21 protein-coding genes are annotated in these 22,521 nt (G+C 66.9%); 5 read left to right on the top strand and 16 right to left on the bottom strand.

The features are described from left to right. Nucleotides 1–272: 272 nt before the first annotated feature. The 4 genes from NJH59_RS06015 to NJH59_RS06000 form a co-directional block, all read right to left on the bottom strand. Entirely contained in the window at nt 273–752 is a 480-nt protein-coding gene (locus NJH59_RS06015; protein ID WP_043861639.1) for a glycine zipper domain-containing protein, read from the bottom strand. A 304-nt stretch (nt 753–1,056) separates the two neighbouring features. Then, a complete protein-coding gene (locus NJH59_RS06010; protein WP_253086522.1) occupies nt 1,057–3,393 on the bottom strand; it encodes an FdhF/YdeP family oxidoreductase in 2,337 nt (778 codons plus the stop codon). Further along, the gene (gene fdhD, locus NJH59_RS06005; RefSeq protein WP_043861641.1) at nt 3,390–4,226 is read right to left on the bottom strand and encodes a formate dehydrogenase accessory sulfurtransferase FdhD; all 837 of its coding nucleotides are present in this window, start codon (nt 4,224–4,226) and stop codon (nt 3,390–3,392) included. Before fdhD ends, NJH59_RS06010 begins: the two co-directional genes overlap by 4 nt. A gap of 94 nt (nt 4,227–4,320) precedes the next feature. Continuing rightward, the gene (locus tag NJH59_RS06000) at nt 4,321–5,208 is read right to left on the bottom strand and encodes a LysR family transcriptional regulator (protein WP_054915921.1); all 888 of its coding nucleotides are present in this window, start codon (nt 5,206–5,208) and stop codon (nt 4,321–4,323) included. 84 nt (nt 5,209–5,292) lie between these two features. Here NJH59_RS06000 and lysM point away from each other — a divergent pair, with 84 nt between their 5' ends. Beyond that, on the top strand, nt 5,293–5,733 hold the full coding sequence (gene lysM, locus NJH59_RS05995; protein WP_058541679.1) for a peptidoglycan-binding protein LysM: 441 nt from the start codon (nt 5,293–5,295) through the stop codon (nt 5,731–5,733). A 74-nt stretch (nt 5,734–5,807) separates the two neighbouring features. Here the strand turns inward: lysM and yrfG are convergent, their stop codons facing one another. Continuing rightward, on the bottom strand, nt 5,808–6,470 hold the full coding sequence (gene yrfG / locus NJH59_RS05990) for a GMP/IMP nucleotidase (RefSeq protein ID WP_043861644.1): 663 nt from the start codon (nt 6,468–6,470) through the stop codon (nt 5,808–5,810). A 73-nt stretch (nt 6,471–6,543) separates the two neighbouring features. Between yrfG and nudE the strand changes: the two genes are divergently transcribed. After that, the gene (gene nudE, locus NJH59_RS05985) at nt 6,544–7,110 is read left to right on the top strand and encodes an ADP compounds hydrolase NudE (RefSeq protein ID WP_043861645.1); all 567 of its coding nucleotides are present in this window, start codon (nt 6,544–6,546) and stop codon (nt 7,108–7,110) included. Continuing rightward, the gene (gene cysQ / locus NJH59_RS05980; protein ID WP_253086521.1) at nt 7,107–7,934 is read left to right on the top strand and encodes a 3'(2'),5'-bisphosphate nucleotidase CysQ; all 828 of its coding nucleotides are present in this window, start codon (nt 7,107–7,109) and stop codon (nt 7,932–7,934) included. The genes nudE and cysQ overlap by 4 nt, the downstream gene beginning before the upstream one ends. Here the strand turns inward: cysQ and NJH59_RS05975 are convergent. From NJH59_RS05975 to NJH59_RS05925, 11 genes are all read right to left on the bottom strand, one after another. Beyond that, nucleotides 7,923–8,375 carry a YiiD C-terminal domain-containing protein gene (locus NJH59_RS05975; protein WP_043861647.1) on the bottom strand — a complete coding sequence of 151 codons (453 nt, stop codon included), beginning with the start codon at nt 8,373–8,375 and terminating at the stop codon, nt 7,923–7,925. The two genes, cysQ and NJH59_RS05975, sit on opposite strands and share 12 nt — an antisense overlap. Continuing rightward, nucleotides 8,375–9,787, bottom strand: coding sequence for a sigma-54 dependent transcriptional regulator (locus NJH59_RS05970; RefSeq protein WP_043861648.1), 1,413 nt, complete (start codon nt 9,785–9,787; stop codon nt 8,375–8,377). The genes NJH59_RS05975 and NJH59_RS05970 overlap by 1 nt, the downstream gene beginning before the upstream one ends. Continuing rightward, entirely contained in the window at nt 9,784–11,598 is a 1,815-nt protein-coding gene (locus tag NJH59_RS05965) for an ATP-binding protein (protein WP_081315192.1), read from the bottom strand. Before NJH59_RS05965 ends, NJH59_RS05970 begins: the two co-directional genes overlap by 4 nt. A 144-nt stretch (nt 11,599–11,742) precedes the next feature. Next, complete coding sequence (gene rfbD / locus NJH59_RS05960) at nt 11,743–12,603, bottom strand: dTDP-4-dehydrorhamnose reductase (RefSeq protein WP_054915923.1); 861 nt, start codon at nt 12,601–12,603, stop codon at nt 11,743–11,745. Next, on the bottom strand, nt 12,600–13,145 hold the full coding sequence (gene rfbC / locus NJH59_RS05955) for a dTDP-4-dehydrorhamnose 3,5-epimerase (protein ID WP_253086520.1): 546 nt from the start codon (nt 13,143–13,145) through the stop codon (nt 12,600–12,602). The genes rfbD and rfbC overlap by 4 nt, the downstream gene beginning before the upstream one ends. Next, a complete protein-coding gene (rfbA, locus tag NJH59_RS05950; RefSeq protein WP_054915924.1) occupies nt 13,136–14,017 on the bottom strand; it encodes a glucose-1-phosphate thymidylyltransferase RfbA in 882 nt (293 codons plus the stop codon). Before rfbA ends, rfbC begins: the two co-directional genes overlap by 10 nt. Then, the gene (rfbB, locus tag NJH59_RS05945) at nt 14,014–15,096 is read right to left on the bottom strand and encodes a dTDP-glucose 4,6-dehydratase (RefSeq protein ID WP_253086519.1); all 1,083 of its coding nucleotides are present in this window, start codon (nt 15,094–15,096) and stop codon (nt 14,014–14,016) included. Before rfbB ends, rfbA begins: the two co-directional genes overlap by 4 nt. 124 nt (nt 15,097–15,220) lie before the next feature. After that, entirely contained in the window at nt 15,221–15,898 is a 678-nt protein-coding gene (locus NJH59_RS05940) for a metallophosphoesterase family protein (protein ID WP_043861653.1), read from the bottom strand. Further along, nucleotides 15,879–16,856, bottom strand: coding sequence for an ATP-grasp domain-containing protein (locus NJH59_RS05935; protein ID WP_054915926.1), 978 nt, complete (start codon nt 16,854–16,856; stop codon nt 15,879–15,881). Before NJH59_RS05935 ends, NJH59_RS05940 begins: the two co-directional genes overlap by 20 nt. Next, on the bottom strand, nt 16,853–17,737 hold the full coding sequence (locus NJH59_RS05930) for an NAD(P)-dependent oxidoreductase (protein WP_253086518.1): 885 nt from the start codon (nt 17,735–17,737) through the stop codon (nt 16,853–16,855). The genes NJH59_RS05935 and NJH59_RS05930 overlap by 4 nt, the downstream gene beginning before the upstream one ends. Beyond that, a complete protein-coding gene (locus tag NJH59_RS05925; RefSeq protein ID WP_253086517.1) occupies nt 17,734–18,423 on the bottom strand; it encodes a WbqC family protein in 690 nt (229 codons plus the stop codon). Before NJH59_RS05925 ends, NJH59_RS05930 begins: the two co-directional genes overlap by 4 nt. Nucleotides 18,424–18,557: 134 nt before the next feature. Here NJH59_RS05925 and NJH59_RS05920 point away from each other — a divergent pair, with 134 nt between their 5' ends. Together NJH59_RS05920 and aguB are read left to right on the top strand one after the other, a co-directional pair. After that, nucleotides 18,558–21,443: an aminotransferase gene (locus tag NJH59_RS05920; protein ID WP_253086516.1), complete on the top strand. Its 2,886-nt coding sequence runs from the start codon at nt 18,558–18,560 to the stop codon at nt 21,441–21,443. A gap of 198 nt (nt 21,444–21,641) precedes the next feature. Further along, nucleotides 21,642–22,520, top strand: coding sequence for an N-carbamoylputrescine amidase (aguB, locus tag NJH59_RS05915; RefSeq protein WP_043861659.1), 879 nt, complete (start codon nt 21,642–21,644; stop codon nt 22,518–22,520). Nucleotide 22,521 lies beyond the last annotated feature (1 nt).

Here is a 22,521-nt window from a genome sequence, read left to right as displayed (position 1 = left end):
TGACGTCAAAATCGGGACGCCCCTTAAGCCGACCCGTCAGTCACAAAACAGCCGACGCAAACAGGCCCCTGCCGATGTTGATCGGACAGTCAATATAAAAGGCTGGAAAGCTGGCCGAACAACAGGCTCGAAGGTTTTCGCGCAGGGGGCGGGGCGGGGAAAGGCTTAGGTGAATGGCTTAAGCCAATGGCGTGATGGCACATGGCTTGATTGCTACGTTTGCGGGTGCAACTGCGGCGCTGCCGGCGCGGGGCCGGCAGCGTCGATGGAATTCAGCGGTGACGCCAGCGTTTGTCGTGCTTGCGATGGCCGTAGTGGTGGCCGCGATCGCGGTAGTGGCGGCGGTCATCGTAGCCGCGGCCGCGGTTGTTGTAGCGGCGGTCTTCGTCGTCGCTCTTGTTGCCCATGTAGTTGCCCAGTGCACCGCCCGCACCGCCGCCGGCTGCGGCGCCGATCAGGCTGCCGGTGTTGCCGCCCACGCTGCGGCCCACCACGTTGCCGCCGGCCGCACCCAGTGCGCCACCGATGGCCGCCTCGCCGCGGCTGCGCTTGTCGGCACCTACCGCGCTACCGGCTGCACCGCCCAGGCCGGCGCCGATGGCCGAACCGGTGCTGCCACCGATCGACTGGCCAACCACCGAACCCAATACCCCGCCCAATGCGCCGCCGATACCGGCTTCGGTGGAGCCACCTGCCGAGGCAACGCCACTGAGCAGGCCGAGAGACAACAGCAGAATCGAGGAGTACTTCATAAGGGAGCCTCAAAGGGATGACGAGGCGATCCTGAGGCTCTGCAACACGCGCTGGCAACGCAAATCCGACGATTGGCACGACGTGTATACAATTTTATAAGTTACTGTTTTTACAGTGAAACTTAATGCGTTTTTGCGGGTCTGAGCTTACTTGGGACGAAGGCCCTGGCAGTGATGCCAGGGCCTTTTTCTTGCCTGCAGTTATGCGCTGAACGAACTGGCCTCTTCGCTGGCAAGCCAGCTCCCACAGCGTTCTGCATGCGCCGCAAGACCCTGTGGGAGCCGGCGTTGCCGGCGAAGGGGCCTAGATGATCCTGGCCGTGGCGCTGGCCGCCTCGATCCTGATCGCCACGAACTTCGACGTCGGCGTATGGCTGCCATCGCCCACGCTTTCCAGCGGCACCAGCGGGTTCACCTCGGGGTAGTAGGCTGCCGCCTGCCCCGCCGGAATGTCGAATGCCAGCAAGGTGAAGCCCTTGACCCGGCGCTCGCGGCCATCGCCCCACAACGACACGATATCGGCCTTGTCACCGGGGTTGAAACCCAGCCGGATGATATCCGCCTCGTTGGCGAACAGCACGTCGCGCTGCCCCTTGACCCCACGGTAACGGTCATCCAACCCGTAGATGGTGGTGTTGTACTGATCGTGGGAACGCATCGACTGCATGATCAGGTCCGGCACCTGGCCGCTGGCGCGTACGCTCTCGTGCAGCAGGTCGTCGGGCAACGCATTGGCCTTGAAGTTGGCCCGCCCGCTGGGTGTCTTCCACTGGCGCTGGCCGGCGCTGTTGCCCAGGTAGAAGCCACCGGGGTGCTGCAGGCGCTGGTTGAACCCCTCGAACCCTGGAATGGTGTCGGCGATCAGTTCGCGAATGCGCCCATAGTCGGCCACCAGCCAGTGCCAGTCCACCGGTTTGCTGCCCAGGGTGGCGGCAGCGATTCCGGCGATCACCGCCGGCTCCGAGCGCATCTGGCGCGACAGCGGTTTGAGCTGGCCGTTGGAGGCATGCACCATGCTGAACGAGTCCTCCACCGTCACTGCCTGCGGGCCTTCGCCCTGCAGGTCGATATCGGTGCGTCCCAGGCACGGCAGAATCAGCGCCTGCTGCCCGTGGATCAGGTGGCTGCGGTTGAGCTTGGTGCTGATCTGCACCGTCAGCTCGCAGTTGCGCAGCGCCTGTGCAGTGCGTTCGGTGTCGGGGGTGGCCTGGGCGAAGTTGCCGCCCAGCCCGATGAACACCCGCGCCTTGCCATCGAGCATGGCGCGAATCGCCTCCACCGTGTTGTGGCCGTTGTGGCGCGGCACGGCAAAGCCGAAGCGGCGCTCCAGTGCATCCAGCAGCGCCACCGGCGGGCGTTCGTTGATGCCCATGGTACGGTCGCCCTGCACGTTGCTGTGGCCGCGCACGGGGCATAGCCCGGCCCCTGGCACCCCAAGGTTGCCGCGCAGCAGCATCAGGTTGGCGATTTCCTGGATGGTCGGCACCGAGTGACGGTGCTGGGTGATGCCCATGGCCCAGCACATGATGACTTTTTCGGCCCGCGCATACATGCGTGCGGCCTGCTCGATATCGGCCAGGCCCAGGCCCGACTGTTGCACGATCTGCTCCCAGCTGCTGGCCTCGACCACTTCAAGGTAGGCCTCCACGGCCGCGGTGTGTTCGGCGATGAAGGCATGGTCGAACACCGCTGGCGCACCTGTTGCCTGCGCCTCGTGCTCCCACTGCAGGAGGAACTTGGCCATGCCGCGCAGCAGCGCCATGTCGCCGCCCAGGGCGGGGCGAAAATAGGCGGTATTGGTCGGACGATCACCGTTGGTGAGCATCTCCAGCGGGTGCTGCGGGTGCTGGAAGCGCTCCAGGCCGCGCTCCTTGAGCGGGTTCACGCACACCACCTGGGCACCGCGCTTGACCGCCTCGCGCAGCGGTTCAAGCATGCGCGGGTGGTTGGTGCCAGGGTTCTGGCCCCACACGAAGATCGCGTCGGCGTGCTCGAAATCGTCGAAGGTCACCGTACCCTTGCCGACCCCGACGCTCTGGCCCAGGGCCACGCCGCTGGCCTCGTGGCACATGTTCGAACAGTCCGGGAAGTTGTTGGTGCCGTAGGCGCGCACGAACAGCTGGTACAGGTAGGCCGCCTCGTTGCTGGCCCGGCCCGAGGTATAGAACTCCGCCTGGTCGGGGCTGGTCAGGCCGTTGAGGTGGCGCGCGATCAGGGCGAAGGCGTTGTCCCAGCTGATCGGCTGGTAACGGTCGTTGGAGGGGTTGTACACCATCGGCTCGGTGAGCCGGCCCTGGTACTCCAGCCAGTAGTCGCTCTGGCCCAGCAGCGAGGTGACGCTGTGGCGGGCGAAGAAGGCCGCATCGACCCGGCGCTTGGTGGCCTCCCAGTTCACCGCCTTGGCGCCATTCTCGCAGAACTTGACCATGCCGCTTTCCGGCGAGTCGCCCCAGGCGCAGCCCGGGCAGTCGAAGCCGCCGTTCTGGTTGGTCTTGAGCAGGGTGCGGATGTTCTTCAGCGCGTTGTCGCTGCCGATCCAGGCTTGCGCCACACTGCGCAGCGCGCCCCAGCCGCCGGCGGCGCCGTGGTAGGGCTTGTAGCGGGGGACCGGCTTCTGGTCGGCTTGATGATGCAGGCTCACGGGCGACTCTCCTGCGCCGGGCTGTAGACCCTTGGCGCACTGTGGTGCGGCAGGTGGATAAGGTTGAGCTGGTGGCGGCGCGCCCATTGCAGCGCCAGGCCGGTGGGCGCAGACAGGCTCACCAGGGTCTGGATGCCGGCGCGCAGCACCTTCTGGATCAGCTCCAGGCTGCAGCGGCTGGTGACTACCGCCAGGCCGCCGTCGAGGGCGATGTGCTGACGCACCAGGGCGCCGATCAGCTTGTCCAGGGCGTTGTGCCGGCCGATGTCTTCGCGGCCCAGCAGCAGTTCGCCCTGATCGTTCATGAACAGTGCCGCGTGCACCGCGCCGCAGTGCTGGCCCAGTGGCTGGAAGGCGCTGATGCGCTGGCGCAGGCCGTCCAGCCAGTGCGGCGGCGGCAGGGGCGCGCCGGGCAGCACCTGCAGATCGGGCAGCGCCTGCTCCACCGCCTCGACGCCACACAGGCCGCAGCCGCTGGTGCCGGCCAGTTGGCGGCGCTGATTCTTGAGGTTCCAGAAGGCGCGGCTGGCTATCTGCACCTCGGCATGGATGGCCGAGCCGCTGGCCGTGAAGCTCACGTCATAGATGTCGTCGGGGGAGGCGATGATGCCGCTGCCGATGCTGAAACCGACGATGAAGTCGTGCAGATCGGTAGGGCTCACCAGCATCACCGCCTGGCTGATGCCGTTGTAGGCGATCGCCAGGGCCACCTCTTCGGCGAGGTCGGCGCCACCCTGGCTGTTGTCGTCAAGCTGGCGGTAGTCGTAGCGGTTGCTGGCAGCGGGCGCGGCCAGGGGCGTGGACGCCACGCAGGCCGGGGGTTTGATGGTCATCGGCAGGTACCGGCAGGCAGGTCAGCCTTAAGCCTAGGCCTGCACTCGGGTATCGTCTAATCGCTACTGCTGATGCATTGATAGAGCGCGTCGATCACGCCGGGTCGAGCGACAGGCGGTACTCGGCGATGCAGGCCTCGGCCAGGGCCGAGCGCGGCGCGCTGCGGCGCATGATCAGCCCCAGGGGCGCCAGCGTGGTGGCCTGGTCTATCGGTTGCAGGCGCAGGTGCCCGGTGAGTGCTTCGAGCCCGGCGTTCAGCGGCATCACCGCGCAGCACAGGCCACCCTCCACCGCTTGCACCAGCTGATGAACGGCGTCGGTCTGCAACAGCAACTGCGGGGCCAGGCCGCGGGTATGGAAGGCGTGGTCGATGGACTGGCGAAAGTGCATGCCGGCGGTCAGCAGGCCCAGCGGCAGCTCGGCCACGGCCTCCCAGCTCAACGGCTGTTCGGCGAATGCGAAGTGACGTGGGTCGAACAGCAGGCCCATGCGTGTGTCGCCCAGGGGCAGGGCCTCGAAGCGCTCGCTGTCGAGACGCTCCAGGTACGACACGCCCAGGTCCAGGCGGTTGCTCGCCAGCTGGTCGAGAATCTGTTCGGAGCTCAACGCGCTCAGCTCGAAACGCAGCTCGGGGTGCTGGCGGTGCAGGCGCTGCAGCAGTGGCAGCGGGTCGAAGCTCGACAGCGGCACCACCCCCAGGCGCAGCGTGCCGGCCAGGTGCCCGCGACAGGCGGCGGCCTCGGCGTACAGGCCGTCGTAGGCCGAGAGTACCGAGCGCGCCCAGGCCAGCACGCGCTCGCCCTGGGCGGTGAAGCCCTCGAAACGCTGGCCGCGGTTGACCAGCGGCAGGCCCAGTTCGCGCTCCAGGTTGCGCAGGCGCATCGACAGCGTGGGCTGGGTCACGTGGCAGCGCGCGGCGGCCTGGCCGAAGTGGCGGGTTTCATCCAGGGCGATGAGGAATTTGAGTTGTTTGATATCCATCGTCGTTCCGGGGCATTGGCAGGCGAAGCATTCTATCTTGTCCTAGACTGCCTGCTCCGGTCATTGATACCTAAGGAGCACAGGATGAGCATTTTTAGTTTCGTGAAAGAAGCGGGTGAAAAACTGATCGACCTGCTCACCCCCGGCAACGCCAAGGCTGACGACCAGTTGAAGGAGCACGTGCAGAAGGTCGGCCTGGGCAACCCGAACATCCAGACCACCGTCGACGGCGACAAGGTCACGGTCAAGGGCGAGGTAGGCAGCCAGGAAGAGAAGGAGAAGATCCTGCTGGCGCTGGGCAACATTGCCGGCGTCGCGTCGGTGGACGACCAGCTCACCGTGACCGGCCCGGTCGTGGCGGCGGCGCGTTTCGTGGTGGTGAAGAAGGGCGACACGCTGAGTGCGATTTCGTTGGCGGTGTATGGCAATGCCAACCAGTACAACAAGATCTTCGAGGCCAACAAGCCGTTGCTGAGCCATCCCGACAAGATCTACCCGGGGCAGACGCTGCGTATTCCGGAGTAAGGCTCCAGCTTGGTGGTGTGATCTTCGCCGGCTCCTACAGGTAAGGTGCCTTGTGTAGGAGCCGGCGAAGCGGCCTACAGCCCCTGCAACAAGTCCCGATAATCTTCCTGCGCCGCAAACTCCGCCGTGTCCCGCGGCCCCTTGCGGCTGTCCGGCTGGCGCACTGCCAGCAGGTGCGCCACGCCAAAGTCGCGCGCGCTGCGCAGTATCGCCAGGGTGTCGTCGATGAACAGGCTGCGTGCCGGGTCGAACCCGGTATCCGCGTGCAATGCGCTCCAGAACTGCTGGTCTTCCTTGGGGAAGCCATAGTCATGGGAGCTGATCAGCCGCTCGAAATAGGGCGCCAGCGCCACCCGCTCCAGCTTCAACGACAACGAATCGCGATGGGCATTGGTGATCAGGATCACCCGCTTGCCGGCCTGGCGGATCGCCTGCAGAAAGGTGTCGGCGTCCGGGCGCAGCGCGATCAGGTCGGCCGTTTCCAGTTTCAGCTCGCGCACCGGCAGCTTCAGCTCGGCACTCCAGAAATCCAGGCAGTACCAGTTCAGCGAGCCGGCGTGGCGTTCGAACAGCGGCTGCATTTCCAGCTCGGCCATCGCACGGCTGATGCCATGCAGCTCGGCGTAGCGTTGGGGCAGGTGCTCCAACCAGAAGTGGTTGTCGTAGTGCAGGTCCAGCAGGGTGCCGTCCATATCCAGCAATACGGTATCGATGTCGTGCCAGGCCAGGGAGGGCATGTGAAATATTCTCGTTCGATCCAGACTCGGTGGACGGTATAGTACCCCGTTACCGCCAAGGAGCCGCCCCCTCATGCGCCAGAAACCCACTGTCCTCAGCCGCGAAATTGTTGCAAGCAGCCGCCTGTTCCGTGTCGAAGCGGTCGAGCTGCGCTTCAGCAACGGCACCGAACGTACCTATGAACGCCTGGTCGGGCGCGGTAACGGCTATGGCGCGGTGATGATCGTGGCGATGCTCGATGCCGAGCACGCGGTGCTGGTGGAGGAATACTGCGGCGGCACCGACGAATACGAGCTGTCGCTGCCCAAGGGCCTGATCGAGCCCGGTGAAGACGTGCTGGCGGCGGCCAACCGTGAACTCAAGGAAGAAGCCGGCTTCGGCGCCCGGCAGCTGGAACACCTGACCGAGCTGTCGCTGTCGCCCGGCTACATGAGCCAGAAGATCCAGGTGGTGCTGGCCACCGACCTGTTCGAAGAGCGCCTGGAGGGCGACGAGCCCGAGCCGATGCGTGTCGACAAGGTCAACCTGCGCGAGCTCTCGGCCCTGGCCCAGCATCCGCAGTTCTCCGAAGGGCGGGCGCTGGCGGCGCTGTACCTGGTGCGTGACCTGCTGACCCAGCGCGGCGTGTTCGGCGCATGAACGACCGCGAAATGATGCAGCAGGTGGTGCAGCTGACCCGACAGGCGGGCGCTGCCATCCTGCCCTTCTGGCGTGCGGACGTGGCCGTGCAGACCAAGCTCGATGCCTCGCCGGTGACCGCAGCCGATATCGCCGCCCACGACGTGATCGCCGCCGGCCTGCAGCGGCTGGCGCCCCATATACCGGTGCTGTCCGAGGAAGACTGCGACATCGGCCTGGCCGAGCGCCAACAGTGGCAGCGCTGGTGGCTGGTGGACCCGCTGGACGGCACCAAGGAGTTCATCGCCGGCAGCGAAGAGTTCACCGTCAACATCGCCCTGATCGAACAGGGTCGGGTGGTATTCGGCGTGGTCGGGGTGCCCACCACGGGGCGTTGCTACTACGGTGGCCAGGGCCTGGGCGCCTGGCACGAAGACCCGCACGCGCCGGCAGCGCCGATCAGCGTGCGTGCGGCGCCGCCTGCCGGCACCCCGTTCACCGTGGTCGCCAGCCGCCGCCACAGCAGCCCCGAGCAGGAGCGCCTGCTGGCCGGCCTGAGTGCGGCGGTGGGTGAGCTGGAGCTGACCTCCGTGGGCAGCTCGCTCAAGTTCTGTCTGCTCGCCGAAGGCGCCGCCGACTGCTACCCGCGCCTGGCGCCGACCTCGCAGTGGGACACCGCCGCCGCCCAGGGCGTGCTCGAAGGCGCCGGCGGCGAAGTGCTGGGCCTGGACGGCCAGCCGTTCGCCTACCCATCCCGCGAAAGCCTGCTCAATCCTTTCTTCCTTGCCCTGCCAGCCGCAGCGCCGTGGCGCGCCAGCCTGCTCGCGCTCGCCTCAGCGGTGTAGCACGTACTGCCCGCCGAACTGCACGGCGGGCGTTTCACTGCCTTCGTTGAACACCTGGGTGTGCAGGGTCAGGCGCGCGCGGCCGTAGCGCTGGTAGGTGGCCACGAAGCGCTCCCAGACCTTGGCCTCGGGCGCCGCGCACACCGCCACGCCGGCGCCGGTGACCGGCAGCGGGTAGCTGATCTGGCCCTCCTGGATGACGATATGCCCGTCGCCGATGCCCGCCTCGCGCAGGCGCAGGTGCAGCCAGCCCCAGCCTGCCAGCACGGCCGCGCAATACAGGCTGCCGCCGAACATGGTGCTCTTGTGGTTGACGTTGGCCGCCAGCGGCAATTGCAGGCGCAGCCGCTGGTGCTGCCAGTCGAGCACCTGCAGGCCCATCTCGCGGGTCAGCGGGATGTCGGCGTGCAGCACGTCCTGCAGGTAATGGCTCGGGTTCATCAGCGGTTGTCCTCGGTGTCGTCGGTGCCACTGGCATTGCTGTCGGCAAAGCTCAGGCCGTGTTTGCGCAGCTTGTCGTGCAGGGTCTTGCGCGGCACGCCGAGGGCTTCGGCCAGGCTGCGCATCGAGCTGTGCGGGCGGGTCAGTTCGGCGGCGATCAGCGAGCGTTCGAACTGCTCGACCTGGTCGCTGAGGTTGCCGCTGCCCGGCGCTGCCTGCGCCTGATCGACCGGGCCAGGGCTGTCGCCGTCCAGGGCCAGCTCCAGGCCCAGGGCGAAGCGCTCGGCGGCGTTCTGCAGCTCGCGCACGTTGCCCGGCCACGCATGGCGCAGCAGCGTCGCACGTTGCGCCGGTTGCAGCACGTGGGGGGGCAGGCCGTGGCGTTCGCTGGCGGCGTCGGCAAAGTGCTGGAACAGCATCAGCACATCGTCGCCGCGCTCGCGCAGGGGGGGGATGCGCAGCGGCGCGACGTTGAGGCGGTAATACAGGTCGGCGCGAAAACGCCCCTGGTCGGCAGCCTGGCGCAGGTCCTCCTTGGTGGCGGCGATGATGCGGATATCCAGCGGGATCAGCTGGTTGCCGCCCAGGCGCTCGACCACCCGCTCCTGCAGCAGGCGCAGCAGCTTGACCTGTACATCCAGGCTCATGCTCTCGATTTCATCGAGAAACAGCGTGCCGCCATTGGCGAATTCGAACTTGCCGATGCGCCGCTTCTGCGCCCCGGTAAAGGCCCCGGGCTCGTGGCCGAACAGCTCGCTCTCGACCACCGATTCGGCCAGGGCACCGGCGTTGATCGCCACGAACGGGCCGTCGCGCCGGCTCGACAGGTCGTGCAGCGCGCGCGCCACCACCTCTTTGCCGGCGCCGGTCTCGCCCAGTATCAGCACATCGGCGCGGGTGCCGGCCAGCGCGCCGATCTGCTCGCGCAGCCGGGCCATCGGGGTCGACTGGCCCACCAGGCGCGTGCTCAGTTGCTGGCGATCGCTCAGGGCCAGGCGCAGGCTGCGGTTGTCCAGCACCAGGCGGCGCAGCGCCAGGCCGCGGCGCACGCTGTCGAGCAGGGCGTCGCTGGCGAAGGGCTTTTCGAGAAAGTCGTAGGCCCCGGCGCGCATCGCCTGCACCGCCAGCGGCACGTCGCCGTGGCCGGTGATCAGCAGCACCGGCAGGTCCGGGTCCTGGGCATGCAGTTGTTCGAGCAGTTGCAGGCCGTCGATGCCGGGCATGCGGATATCGCTCACCACCACCCCGGGCCAGTCGCTTTCCAGGCGCGCGGCCAGGCCCTGGGCGTCGCTCAGGGGCAGCACGCGCAGGCCGGCGAGGTCCAGGGTCTGGCTCAGGGCCTGACGCAGGTGCGGGTCGTCATCGACCAGGACGACCTGGGTGCGGCTGTCGATCAGTGTGTCGGTCGTCATGCCGAGGAGTCCTCCGAGGTTTGAAGCGCGGCGCCGGGGGTGGCCACGCGCAGTTGCAGGGTCAGCAGCGCACCGCCTTCCGGGTGGTTGGCCAGCACCAGCTCACCGCCCAGCGCGTTGATCAGCGTATCGCAGATCGCCAGGCCCAGGCCCAGGCCCTGGGTGCGCGTCTTGGTGGTGAAGAACGGCTCGCGTGCGCGCAGCAGGGCCTGGCTGCTGAAGCCCGGGCCGTTGTCGCGAATGGTCAGGTAGACGCTGCCTTCGCGGCGTTCGGCACTTAGCCAGAGCTTGCGCGGGTTGGCCTTTTCGGTCAGCGCGTCGAGGGCGTTGGCCAGCAGGTTGCCCAGTACCTGGCGCAGGCGGGTTTCGCCGGCCTGCACCCACAGGGTGGCCTCGGGCAGGTCGCGCACCAGCTCCACCGCCATCGCCCGGCGCCGCTTGGCCAGCAGGGCCAGGGCGTCGTCCAGTGCCGGCTGCAGCGCCACGCTTTCCGGCGCATGCCGGTCACGCCGGGCGAAGGCGCGCAGGTGGGCGATGATCGAGGCCATGCGCCCGGTCAGTTCGCTGATCAGCTTGAGGTTGCTGCGCGCATCGTCGGTGCGCTGGTGGTCGAGCAGGATCTCGGCGTTCTCGGCGTAGCTGCGGATCGCCGCCAGCGGCTGGTTGAGCTCATGGCTGATGCTTGCCGACATGGTGCCCAGCACCGACAGCTTGCCGGCCTGCACCAGCTCGTCCTGGGCGCGCACCAGTTCCTGCTGGGCCTGCTCGCGCTCAAGCACTTCGGTCTTGAGGCGGCTGTTGAGGCCTTCGAGGGCGGCGGTGCGTTCGGCCACGCGCAGCTCCAGCTCCTGGCGAGCGCGGGCCTCGAAGTCGAGGCGGTCCATGTAGTTGCGCCGGCGCTGCATCACCAGCCCGAGCAGCAGCATCACCACCAGCAGGGTGGCGGCGCCGATGAACAGCACCGTGCTCACCGAGCGGTCGACCAGGGTGCGCGGGGCCAGGATGCTGACCTGCCAGCCGGTCTCGGGGATGGCCTGGGTCTGGGTCAGCCAGGCATCGGGGTTGAGCCTGAGGGGCTTGGGCGTGGTGGTGGGGTAGGGCTGGATCGCCACGATCGCATCGCGCTCGGCCTCGCTGAGCGGGCGCGTGGCGCGAAAGCGCCAGTCGGGGCGCGAGGTGAGGATCACCACGCCGTTGTGGTCGGTCACCAGCAGTTGCTCGGGGGTCTTGCCCCACAGGGTTTCGGTGTGGTCCAGGTCGATCTTGGCCACCAGTACGCCGATCACCTGGTCGCCGTCACGCACTGCTGCGGCGAAGAAGTAGCCGCGCTTGGCCGAGGTGGTGCCCTGGCCGAAGAAACGCCCCAGCCGGCCCTGCATGGCTTCGCTGAAGTAGGGGCGGAACGAGAAGTTGCGCCCGGCAAAGTTGTCGTGCTTGTTCCAGTTGGAGGCCGCCAGGGTGTTGCCGTTGACGTCCATCAGGTACATCACCTCGGCGCCGGTCTGCGCGCAGATGTCGTCGAGCAGGCGGTTGGCGTTGGTCAGGGTCTCGAGGCGTATCGGGTCGGCCAGCACCGCGCGCAATGCCGGCAGGTCACCGAGGATCTGCGGCAGGGTCTCGTAGCGGTGCAGGGTGCCCAGCAGGTTGGCCACGTACAGGTCCAGGGTCTGGCGGTTCTGGCTGGCCAGTTCCTCCTGGTAGTAGTGCTCAGCCAGGCGTTGCAGCGGCCACAGCAGCGGCGCCAGGCACAGCGCCAGGAGGGCCAGGCTGCGCCAGCGCGGACGGCGGGGGAGGGTCGGGGTCATGGTCATCGCAAACCGGGCTTTGGTGGGGGGCCGCGTTGCAGCCCATCGCGGGTCAAGCCCGCTCCCACAAGGTCATTGATTATCCCGTGGGAGCGGGCTTGACCCGCGATGGCGTCGCAAAGGGCGCAGAAACGTTGGGCGCATTATGCGCTACTTCAGGCACTCGATCAGCGCTTGACGCCAGTCTGGCTGCTCCACCTGCCACTGCTGGCGCAGGCGGCTGCAGTCCAGGCGCGAGTTCAGTGGGCGCTGCGCCGGGGTCGGGTATTCGCTGGACGGGATCGGCAGCAGCTGCGCGCAGGGCCTGCCCTGAGCCTTCAGATGCTCGCCGATGGCCTGGGCGAAACCGAACCAGGAGGTCTGGCCCTGCGCGGTCATGTGGTAGGTGCCCCACGCACCCGCCTGCCCGGCCTGCCAGCGCTGGATCAACGCCAGGGTGCTGGCGGCCAGGCTACCGGCCCAGGTCGGTGCACCGATCTGGTCGGCGACCACGCGCAGCTGCGGTTTTTCCTGCAGCAGACGCTGCATGGTCAGCAGAAAATTGCGCCCGTGCAACGAGTACACCCAACTGGTGCGCAGTGTCAGGTGCGCGCCGCCCACGGCATGGATGGCCTGCTCGCCAGCCAGCTTGCTGCGTCCGTACACGCTCAGGGGGTTGGGCGCGTCGTCTTCGGTGTAGGGCGTGGCCTTGCTGCCGTCGAACACGTAGTCGGTGGAGTAGTGCAGCAGCGGTACGCCCAGCCGTGCGGCCTCCTCGGCAAGTACGCCGGGTGCAGTGGCGTTGATGGCGAAGGCCAGCGCAGGTTCGTTTTCGGCCTGGTCGACTGCGGTATAGGCGGCGGCGTTCACCAGCAGGTCGGGGCTCAGCTCGCGTACTACCTGGCGGATGCGTTCGGGCTCGGCCAGGTCAAGCTGTTCGCGGCCCAGTACATGCACCTGGCCCAACCCGGCCAGGCGCTGCTGCAGGGCCTGGGCTAGCTGGCCATTGCGCCCGGTGATGAGGATTTTCATGGGAACAGGTCGGCGTCCTTGAGCAACTGGCCGACCTGATCCTTGGCCGACAGCTGCGGCGGTGCGTCCAGTTGCCAGTCGATGGCCAGCTGCGGGTCGTCCCAGCGAATGCAGCGCTCGGCGCTCGGGTTGTAGTAGTCGGTGGTCTTGTACAGGAACTCGGCGCTGTCGCTGAGCACCCGGAAACCGTGGGCAAACCCCTGGGGGATCCACACCTGCCGGTGGTTGGCGGCCGACAGGTGTACCGCCACCCATTGCCCGAAGGTCGGCGAGCTGCGGCGGATATCCACCGCCACGTCCAGCACCTCGCCCTGGGTCACGCGCACCAGCTTGCCCTGGGGGTTGTGCACCTGATAGTGCAGGCCGCGCAGCACGCCGCGCAGCGAGCGCGAATGATTGTCCTGCACGAACTGTGCATCGATGCCGGTTCCGGTCCTGAAGGCCTGGGCGTTGAAGCTCTCGTAGAAGAACCCGCGGTCATCGCCGAACACCCTGGGCTCGAGGATCAGCACGTCCGGTAGCGCGGTGGCGATCACTTCCATTGCTGGTCTCCGGTCAGGCCGTACAGGTACTGGCCGTAGCCGGTCTTGCCGAAGGCCTTGGCCCGTTCCAGCAGACGCTCCTGGCAGATCCAGCCCTGCTGGAAGGCGATCTCTTCAAGGCAGGCGACCTTCAGGCCCTGGCGATGCTCGATGGTCTGCACGTACTGCGAGGCCTCCAGCAGGCTGTCGTGGGTGCCGGTGTCGAGCCAGGCGAAGCCACGCCCGAAGCGCTCCACGCGCAGGTCGCCACGGCGCAGGTAGGCATTGTTGACATCGGTGATCTCAAGCTCCCCACGCGGCGAAGGCTTGATGTCGCGGGCGATGCGCACCACGTCGTTGTCGTAGAAGTACAGGCCGGTGACCGCGTAGCTGGACCTGGGCTGCGCGGGCTTTTCTTCGATCGACAAGGCGTTGCCTGCCGCGTCGAACTCGATCACGCCGAAACGCTCCGGGTCCTTGACCCAATAGCCGAACACCGTTGCGCCGCTGGAGTGGGCGGCGGCGCGCAGCAGTTGCTCGGTGAAACGCTGGCCGTGGAACACGTTGTCGCCCAGGATCAGGCACACCGAGTCGTCACCGATGAACGATTCGCCGATCAGGAACGCCTGGGCCAGGCCGTCGGGCGAGGGCTGCTCGGCATACTCGAAGTGCACCCCGAACTGGCTGCCGTCGCCCAACAGCTGACGAAAGTGTGGCAGGTCGTGAGGGGTGGAGATGATCAGGATCTCGCGGATGCCGGCCAGCATCAGCACCGAGATCGGGTAGTAGATCATCGGCTTGTCGTATACCGGCAGCAGCTGTTTGGAAATGCCCAGGGTGATGGGGTGCAGGCGCGTGCCGGAGCCGCCTGCCAGTACGATGCCTTTGGTCATGCAATCAGGTCCTTGAAATCGCTGTTGCCCAGGCGCTGGCCCTGGTAGCTGCCGTCCTGCACATGGCGGCACCACTCCAGGTTATCCAGGTACCACTGCACGGTCTTGCGCAGGCCGGTGGCGAAGGTTTCTTCAGGGCGCCAGCCCAGCTCGCGCTCGATCTTGCCGGCGTCGATGGCGTAGCGCAGGTCGTGGCCGGGGCGGTCCTGTACGAAGGTGATCAGGTCGGCATAGCGCGCCACGCCCGCCGGGTGTGCGGGGGCCAGCTCTTCGAGCAGTGCGCAGATGGCGTGCACCACCCCGAGGTTGGTCTGCTCGTTGTGCCCGCCGATGTTGTAGGTCTGGCCTACCTCACCTGCGGTGACCACCTTGAGCAGGGCGCGGGCATGGTCCTCGACGAACAGCCAGTCGCGCACCTGCTGGCCGTTGCCGTACACCGGCAGCGGCTTGCCCGCCAGGGCGTTGAGGATCACCAGCGGGATGAGTTTTTCCGGGAAGTGGTACGGCCCGTAGTTGTTCGAGCAGTTGGTCAGCAGCACCGGCAGCCCGTAGGTGCGCTGCCAGGCGCGCACCAGGTGGTCGGACGCGGCCTTGCTCGCCGAGTAGGGCGAACTGGGTGCGTAGGGGGTGGTTTCGGTGAACAGGTCTTCGACCCCATGCAGGTCGCCATATACCTCGTCGGTGGACACGTGATGGAAGCGAAACGCCTCGCGCTCGGCGGCCGGCAGCGTGCCCCAGTAGGCGCGGGTGGCTTCGAGCAGGCTGTAGGTGCCGACGATGTTGGTCTGGATGAACGCCGCCGGCCCGTCGATGGAGCGGTCGACATGCGACTCGGCTGCCAGGTGCATGATCGCCTGGGGCCGGAAGCGCTCCAGCACCGCGCTCACCGTGGCCTGGTCGACGATATCGGCCTGCACGAACTCGTAGCGGGTGTTGCTGGCGATGCTGTGCAGCGACTCCAGGTTGCCGGCGTAGGTCAGCTTGTCCAGGTTGAGCACGTGGTGGTCGGTGTGCTCGATCAGGTGGCGGACCAGCGCCGAACCGATGAAGCCGGCACCGCCGGTGATGAGTATGCGCATGTCGAATGGCCTTTGGTGCAGCGGGTGGTGTTCAGGTGGCTCGTAGCTTGTCGCCAGGCGCCGGCCGGTGCAAGGGCAACGCAGCGCTGGCCGACGTCAGGCTATCGGCCGGATGCCCGCGTAGTTAATAGTGGCTGATCCTGCCGCCGATCTGCGCGCCGAGGGGCAGGTTGTCGGAAAAGTACGCGGTGAACCCGGCGTCGCTCATCGCCTGCTGCATGCGCGGGATGTCGTAGGCCACACGGTGCAGGGTGAACTGGCCGGCGTGCCAGGTGGCGAAGGCTGCACGCGGGTCGCCGTCGCGTGGCTGGCCGACCGATCCGGGGTTGCAGTAGACCTTGCCGCGACCCTGCCAGAGCATCTGCACATGGGTGTGGCCCGAGGCGAAGTGCGTGCCGGGCAGCGCCTCGAAATACGCCTGCGAGGGGCGCAGGTACTCTTCGATGGGGTCGTTCCAGCCGCCGTGCACCAGCTCGATGCCGTGTTGCCGGCCGCGTGCGGGCAATGCCGCGAGCCATGCCGCGTTGGCGGCCGTGAGGATGCCCTTCTGGTAATCCAGGCAGGCGTTGGCACTGTTGGAGCGTGGGCAGGGCGTGTTGCTCGACAGGTACCAGTCGTGGTTGCCCATCAGGCTGAAGATGCCGCGTTCGCGCAGCGCGTCGCAGCACTCGTTGATCTGGCAGTAGTACCCGGCCGTGTCGCCCAGGCAGATGATCTGCGACACGCCCAGGCGCTCCAGCTCGTCGAGCACCGCCGAGAGTGCGACGAAGTTGCCGTGGATATCAGAAATGATCCCGATCATGGACCACGAGCTCCTCGATGTAGCGCACCGCGAACCCCGGTCGGATCTCGGGGGTAGGGGGCGCCTTGCGGTTCAGGAAGAAGTCCAGGCACATGGCCGCCTCGTTGTAGCCGAAGGCCCGGCGCATGGAGCTGGTGGAGGAGATACGCGGGTTGATCTCCAGCAGTTTCCAGCTGCCGTCGGCGTCGCGGCGAAACTGCAGGTTGGTCGGGCCCACGGGCCTGAAGTGTGCACACAGGCGCGCCACCACTTCATCCAGCGAAGCCTCCTGGCGCACCCAGGCCTTGGCGGTTGAACCGTCGGCGGCCAGCTTGCGCTGCAGGGTGATCGACCCGAAGCTGCCGCCTTCGCCATCGCCGAACACCGCCACGGTGAACTCCTGCTCGGCGCTGCCGATGATCGGTTGGGCCATCAGCACCTCGCCCAGCAGGTGCGCATGGGGTTCGAAGTCGCTGGCGCTTTGTACCCACACCAGGCCCTTGGAGGCATAACTGCGACGAGGCTTGAGCAGGAAGGGCAGGCCCAGGGTCCGGACCAGCTCGGCGAAACTGCCCGACAGGTAGCTGGGGATTCGCGCCGGCTCGTCGGCGGCGGCCAGCGCCTGGTCCATTGCCCACTTGTCGCGGGACAGATCGATCAGCGCTCGGCTGTTGAGCACCACGCCACAGCCCAGTTGCGCCACCTGTTCACGGTGGTCCGAAAACCAGTGCAGGTCCTGCTCGATGCCAGGTATCACCAGGTCGACCGCGTGCTGCCTGACCACCCGTTCGAGCCACGCCGGGTAGTCGGCGCTGGCGGTCAGGGGCGCCTGCGCGAAGGCGTCGCACCAGGCCCTGCCGGCGGCATCGTCGTAGATATCGGTGCCTACCAGCACCACGGCCGGGTCGCTGGCACGCAACGACTTGAGCAGGCCGTAGCCCATGATGGCGCCCACGCCGGTAACCATGACCGTGCTCATGCCGTGCACTCCCGATGCTGTCGGATCATTTCGAAACCCTGGTGGATATTCACCTGCGGCATGAAGTCGATGGCGGCGTGCAACGCCGGGTCGAGCAGCTGCGCTGGCAGGTCGGGCACATCCGGCTTGTCGCGCAGAAAGCGCACCTGGCCCTGCTGGCCGAAGGCGGACAACGCGGCCTGGGCGATTTCGCTCAGTGCAGGGCTGTCGGGGTGGACGCAGTTGAACAGCCCGGTGGTCGTGGTGGCGGCCACACGGGTGCAGATCTGCACCAGGTCGTCCAGGTGCAGGTAGTTGCGCCGCGCGTCGTTGTTGCCGAACAGGCTGATGTCGTTGCCGGCCTGGGCCTGGTCGGCGAAGGCATACAGCAGCGGCTGATGGGTGCGGCAGGCACCGGCGGCGTCATACACCTGGCTGGGGCGCAGGATGGTCAGGGCGATGCCGTGCGCGCTGCAGAACAGGCTGGCGAGCTCCTCGGAGTGGCGTTTGGATAGCGAGTAGATGCTGTAGTAGATGTTATGGGGCATGTAGCTGGCTGAAACAGACGAAATCAGTATCAGGTGCCTGGCCCCGCTGCGTTGTGCCAGTTGGCAGGCGGCCAGCGTGCCGACCGCGTTGACCTGCTCGGCGCGGATCAGGTCGTCGATGCCGGGGCCGCCAAAGTCGGCGGCGGCCAGTACCACCACGTCGAACGGCGGCACGCTGGCGGGTACGCGGTCGGGCTGGCTCAGGTCGAAGAACACGTCGGCATCACGCCGCCCTGCGGTCTGCACCGGGCCCAGTTGCGCCAGGCCGTGGGCGATGGCCTGGCCGATCACGGAGGTGCTGCCGATGACCAGGCTGCCGAGAGGTGGACGTGGGGTGGAAATGTCGCGGGTCATCGTGGGGCATACCTCATGTAGTGCGCGGCGCGGGGCCCGCAGTTGAACAGCAGGTCGAGAATGCTGACCGCGTGACTGAAATCGCCCCATTGCTGTGGATAGGTGGGATAGCCGTCATAGTCGAACCAGCTGAGCTCGATGGCGCTGTCGGCGAACTGGCGCTCATCAAGGTAGTCCCTGGCTGCCGGCCCGGACACATAGTGCGTGGCTCCGGCCTGCTGGCACAGATTGACCAGACGTTCGGTCTTGCCTTCGCCCAGGGTGTAGTCCCACGAGCGGGTGATGCGCGTGGTGATGCCCAGGTAGTCGCACACGGCCTGTATCAGCAGCACGTTGAGCTCGCTCAGGTTGCGGTGCTGGCGGTCCAGGTACAGCGGTTGCAGCCATGCGGCCACTTCGTGCCAGCAAGGCGCCTTGGCGTAGTTGGCCACCAGGCTCTTCCAGTGCTTGGCCTGCCAGTTGCCCGGGGCCAGCTCGACGTCGCGGATGCGCCGGTTGATGTTCTGCCCTGTCGGGATGGTCAGCCACTCCAGGCCGTTGGGGGTCTTGATGCGGTTGCGGTTGCGCCAGTCGTTCTTGGTGTACTGCATGTCGTCGTAGACGATGAACTCGTCCACGGCCGCAATCAGGTCGAAGTACCCCTTCCAGGGAATGTAGTTGGATTGGAGGATGGCAACCTGCTTCAAGCGTCTGTCCCGGGGTTGGAGGGCGAAATCGACGGCGGGTCAGAATACGTTCAATTCTTTCCCTTCGTCACTCCCCTTGCTTATCGGCAGCAGCGGTGGCGATATAAGCGACAAAAAAAATCGAGGCCTTCTCCATGTCGCTGAACACCCTCATTCACCGCGCCAGCCTGCCATGCCCCGATCTCGACCCGGCCCAGGCGGCGCAGCTGCTGCAGGCGCATTACGGGCTGCAAGGCACGCTGCAGCCACTGGGCAGCCAGCAGGACCTGAACTTTCGCGTCGATACGCCCCACGGGCGCTTCGTGCTCAAGGTCTGCCATGGCGACTATGCGCAGCAGGAGCTTGAAGCCCAGCATGCGGCGCTGGAGCACCTGCACCGTCAGGGTGTGCCGGTACCGGCCGTTCGTCGTGCCAACGGTGGCGAGCCGTTGCTGGCACTGACGATCGACGGCCAGCCGGTGCGCGCCCGGGTGCTCACCTACATCGAGGGCCAGACCCTGACCCGCCTGCCGTACATGGCGCCGCGCCTGATGCACGAGCTGGGGGCGCTGTGTGCACGGGTCGACCTGGCGCTGGCGGACTTCACCCACCCCGGGCTGGAGCGCACCCTGCAATGGGACCCGCGCCATGCCCAGGCGGTGATCGCCCACCTGCTCCCGGTGCTGGCCGACGGACCGCGCAAGGTGCGGGTGCAGGCCGTTGCCGAGCAGGCCCGCGTGGCGCTCGAGCCGTTGCTGGCGCAGCTGCCGATGCAGGCGGTGCACCTGGACATTACCGATGACAACGCCGTGTGGCAGCGCGATGGCGCACGCGAGTGGCAGTTGCAGGGGGTGATCGATTTCGGCGACCTGCTGCACACCTGGCGCATCGCCGACCTGTCGGTGACCTGCGCGGCGCTGCTGCATCATGTCGACGGCGACCCGCTGCGCATCCTGCCGGCCATCGCTGCCTATCATGCGCTCAACCCGCTGCACGAGGCCGAGCTGCGAGCGCTATGGCCGATGATCGTGGCGCGCGCGGCGGTGCTGGTGCTCAGTGGCGAGCAGCAGGTGGGCGTCGACCCCGGCAACACCTACAGCCGCGACAACCTGGCGCATGAGTGGCAGATCTTCGAGGTGGCAGCCGGTGTGCCGTTTGCATTGATGGAGGCGGCGATCATGCAACTGGCCGGCCTTGCGCCCGCGCCGCTGCCGGCCACGGGCATGCTGCTGCCGGGGTTGCGCGACCAGGCTGTGGCGCGGGTCGATCTTGGCGTGCTGAGCGAGCACTTCAGCGCCGGCAACTGGCAGCAGCCCGGCATCGACCAGCACCTGCTGCGTACCCATGCGGCGCCGGCCAGCACGTTGTATGCCCAGTACCGCCTGTCGCAGACCCATATCGACAACCCGCTGGAACCGCACACCTGTGCGCTGCACGTGGAGCTGCACCTGCCCGTGGACAGTGCGCTGGTGGCGCCGTTTGCCGGCACCTGGCGCCACGGCGAGCAGGGCTGGGCGTGCCTTGAAGGTGACGCCTCCAGCCTGTGGCTGCGCGGGGTGGTGCAAAGCCCCGCATCGGGCGCGGTCATCGCCCAGGGCGAGCCGCTGGGGCACGCCACCGAGCTCGAGGTGCAGCTGTGCCGCGTGGCCGGCCTGCAACCGCCGAACTTCGTCGCGCCTTCGCGCGCGCTGGCATGGCAGGCGCTGTGCCCTTCGCCGGCTGCGCTGCTGGGCTTTGACTGCGACGCCGCGCCACTGCCCGACCCGCATGCCCTGCTGGCGCGTCGCGATGCCAGCTTCGCGCGCTCGCAGAAGCACTACTACCAGCAGCCGCCACATATCGAGCGCGGCTGGCGCAACTACCTGATCGACATGCAGGGGCGCTCGTACCTGGACATGCTCAACAACGTCGCGGTGCTGGGCCATGGGCACCCGCGCATGGTGAGCGAGTCGGCGCGCCAGTGGTCGCTGCTCAACACCAACTCGCGCTTTCACTATGCGGCCATCGCCGAGTTTTCCGAGCGCCTGCTGGCGCTGGCGCCGCCGGGGATGGACCGGGTGTTCCTGGTCAACAGCGGCACCGAGGCCAACGACCTGGCGATCCGCCTGGCGTGGGCGGCCAGCGGTGGGCGCGACATGCTCAGCGTGCTGGAGGCGTACCACGGCTGGTCGGTGGCCACCGATGCCATCTCGACCTCCATCGCCGACAACCCGCAGGCATTGAGCACTCGGCCCGACTGGGTGCACCCGGTGACCGCACCGAACACCTACCGCGGCAAGTACCGTGGGCAGGACACCACCGCCGACTATGTGCGCGATGTCGACGAACGCCTGGCCGAGATCGGCGAGCGTCAGCTGGCGGGGTTCATCTGCGAGCCGGTGTACGGCAATGCCGGTGGCATCCCGTTGCCGGCGGGGTATCTGCAGCAGGTGTATGCCAGGGTGCGCGCGCGGGGCGGGGTATGCATCGCCGACGAGGTGCAGGTGGGGTACGGGCGGCTGGGCGAGTACTTCTGGGGCTTCGAGCAGCAGGGTGTGGTGCCGGATATCATCACCATGGCCAAGGGCATGGGCAACGGCCAGCCGCTGGGCGCAGTGATCACCCGGCGCGAGATCGCCGAGGCGCTGGAGGCCGAGGGTTACTTCTTCTCGTCGGCCGGTGGCAGCCCGGTGAGCTGCCGTATCGGCATGGCGGTGCTGGACGTGATGGAGGAGGAGGGCCTGTGGGACAACGCGCGCGAGGTGGGTGGGTACTTCAAGGCGCGTCTGCAGGCGCTTGTCGATAAGTATCCGCTGGCGGGTGCGGTGCATGGGTCGGGGTTCTACCTGGGCCTGGAGCTGGTGCGCAATGCCGTCAGCCTGGAACCGGCCACCGAAGAGACGGCGGCGCTGTGCGAGCGTCTGCGCGAGCTGGGCATCTTCATGCAGCCGACCGGTGACTACCTGAACATCCTCAAGATCAAGCCGCCCATGTGCACTACGCGGGCGAGCGTGGATTTCTTTGTGGACAGTGTGGAGCGGGTGTTGACGCAGGGGGTGTAGCGGCGGAGTCGGGAGGGCGCTGTCCTGCATTCGCTGGCTTGCCAGCGAAGCAGTCAACGAACCCTCCCTTGCGTCGATTAATATCGATTAATAATCGGGCGAACCTGAGAGGTTTAATTATTTTTGGCTTTTAAAGCCGATATTTATCGGCTATAAAGTGCTCATCGTCTTCCCTTGTACCTTCCCAAGGAGGTTCCCATGAGCCGTACCGTCACCGTCGCCGCCACCCAGATGGCTTGTTCCTGGGACCGCCAGGCAAATCTCGCCACCGCCGAAAAGCTGGTGCGCGAAGCCGCCGCCAAGGGCGCGCAGATCATCCTGATCCAGGAACTGTTCGAAACCCCGTACTTCTGCCAGAAGCCCAACGCCGACTACCTGCAACTGGCTACGCCCACCGAAACCAACGCAGCCATCGCGCACTTCCAGACGCTCGCCAGGGAGCTGCAGGTGGTGCTGCCCATCAGCTACTACGAGCTGGCCGGCCGCGCCCGCTTCAACAGCATCGCGATCATCGACGCCGACGGCAGCAACCTGGGCGTGTACCGCAAGAGCCACATCCCCGACGGCCCCGGCTACCACGAGAAGTACTACTTCAACCCCGGCGACACCGGCTTCAAGGTGTGGCAGACCCGCTACGCCAAGATCGGCGTGGGCATCTGCTGGGACCAGTGGTTCCCCGAGTGCGCCCGCAGCATGGCGCTGCTGGGCGCGGAGATTTTGTTCTACCCCACCGCCATCGGCAGCGAACCGCACGATGCCAATATCCTCTCCCGCGAGCACTGGCAGCGTGTGCAGCAGGGGCACGCCGGCGCCAACCTGATGCCGCTGGTGGCCAGCAACCGCATCGGCCGCGAAGAACAGGACGGCTACGCCATCACCTTCTACGGCTCGTCGTTCATCGCCAACCAGTTCGGCGAAAAGGTCGAGGAACTGGACCAGACCGAAGAGGGCGTGCTGGTGCACAGCTTCGACCTGGACAAACTGGAACACGTGCGCAGCGCCTGGGGCACCTTCCGTGACCGCCGTCCGAACCTGTATGGTGCGATCAAAACCCTCGACGGTTCACTGGAATCCTGAC

Origin of the sequence: Pseudomonas sp. VE 267-6A (assembly GCF_024126555.1) — a bacterium.
GTDB lineage: Bacteria > Pseudomonadota > Gammaproteobacteria > Pseudomonadales > Pseudomonadaceae > Aquipseudomonas > Aquipseudomonas palmensis.
Note: the sequence above shows the minus strand (reverse complement) of the source record. Positions and strands in the feature narration are given on the sequence as shown.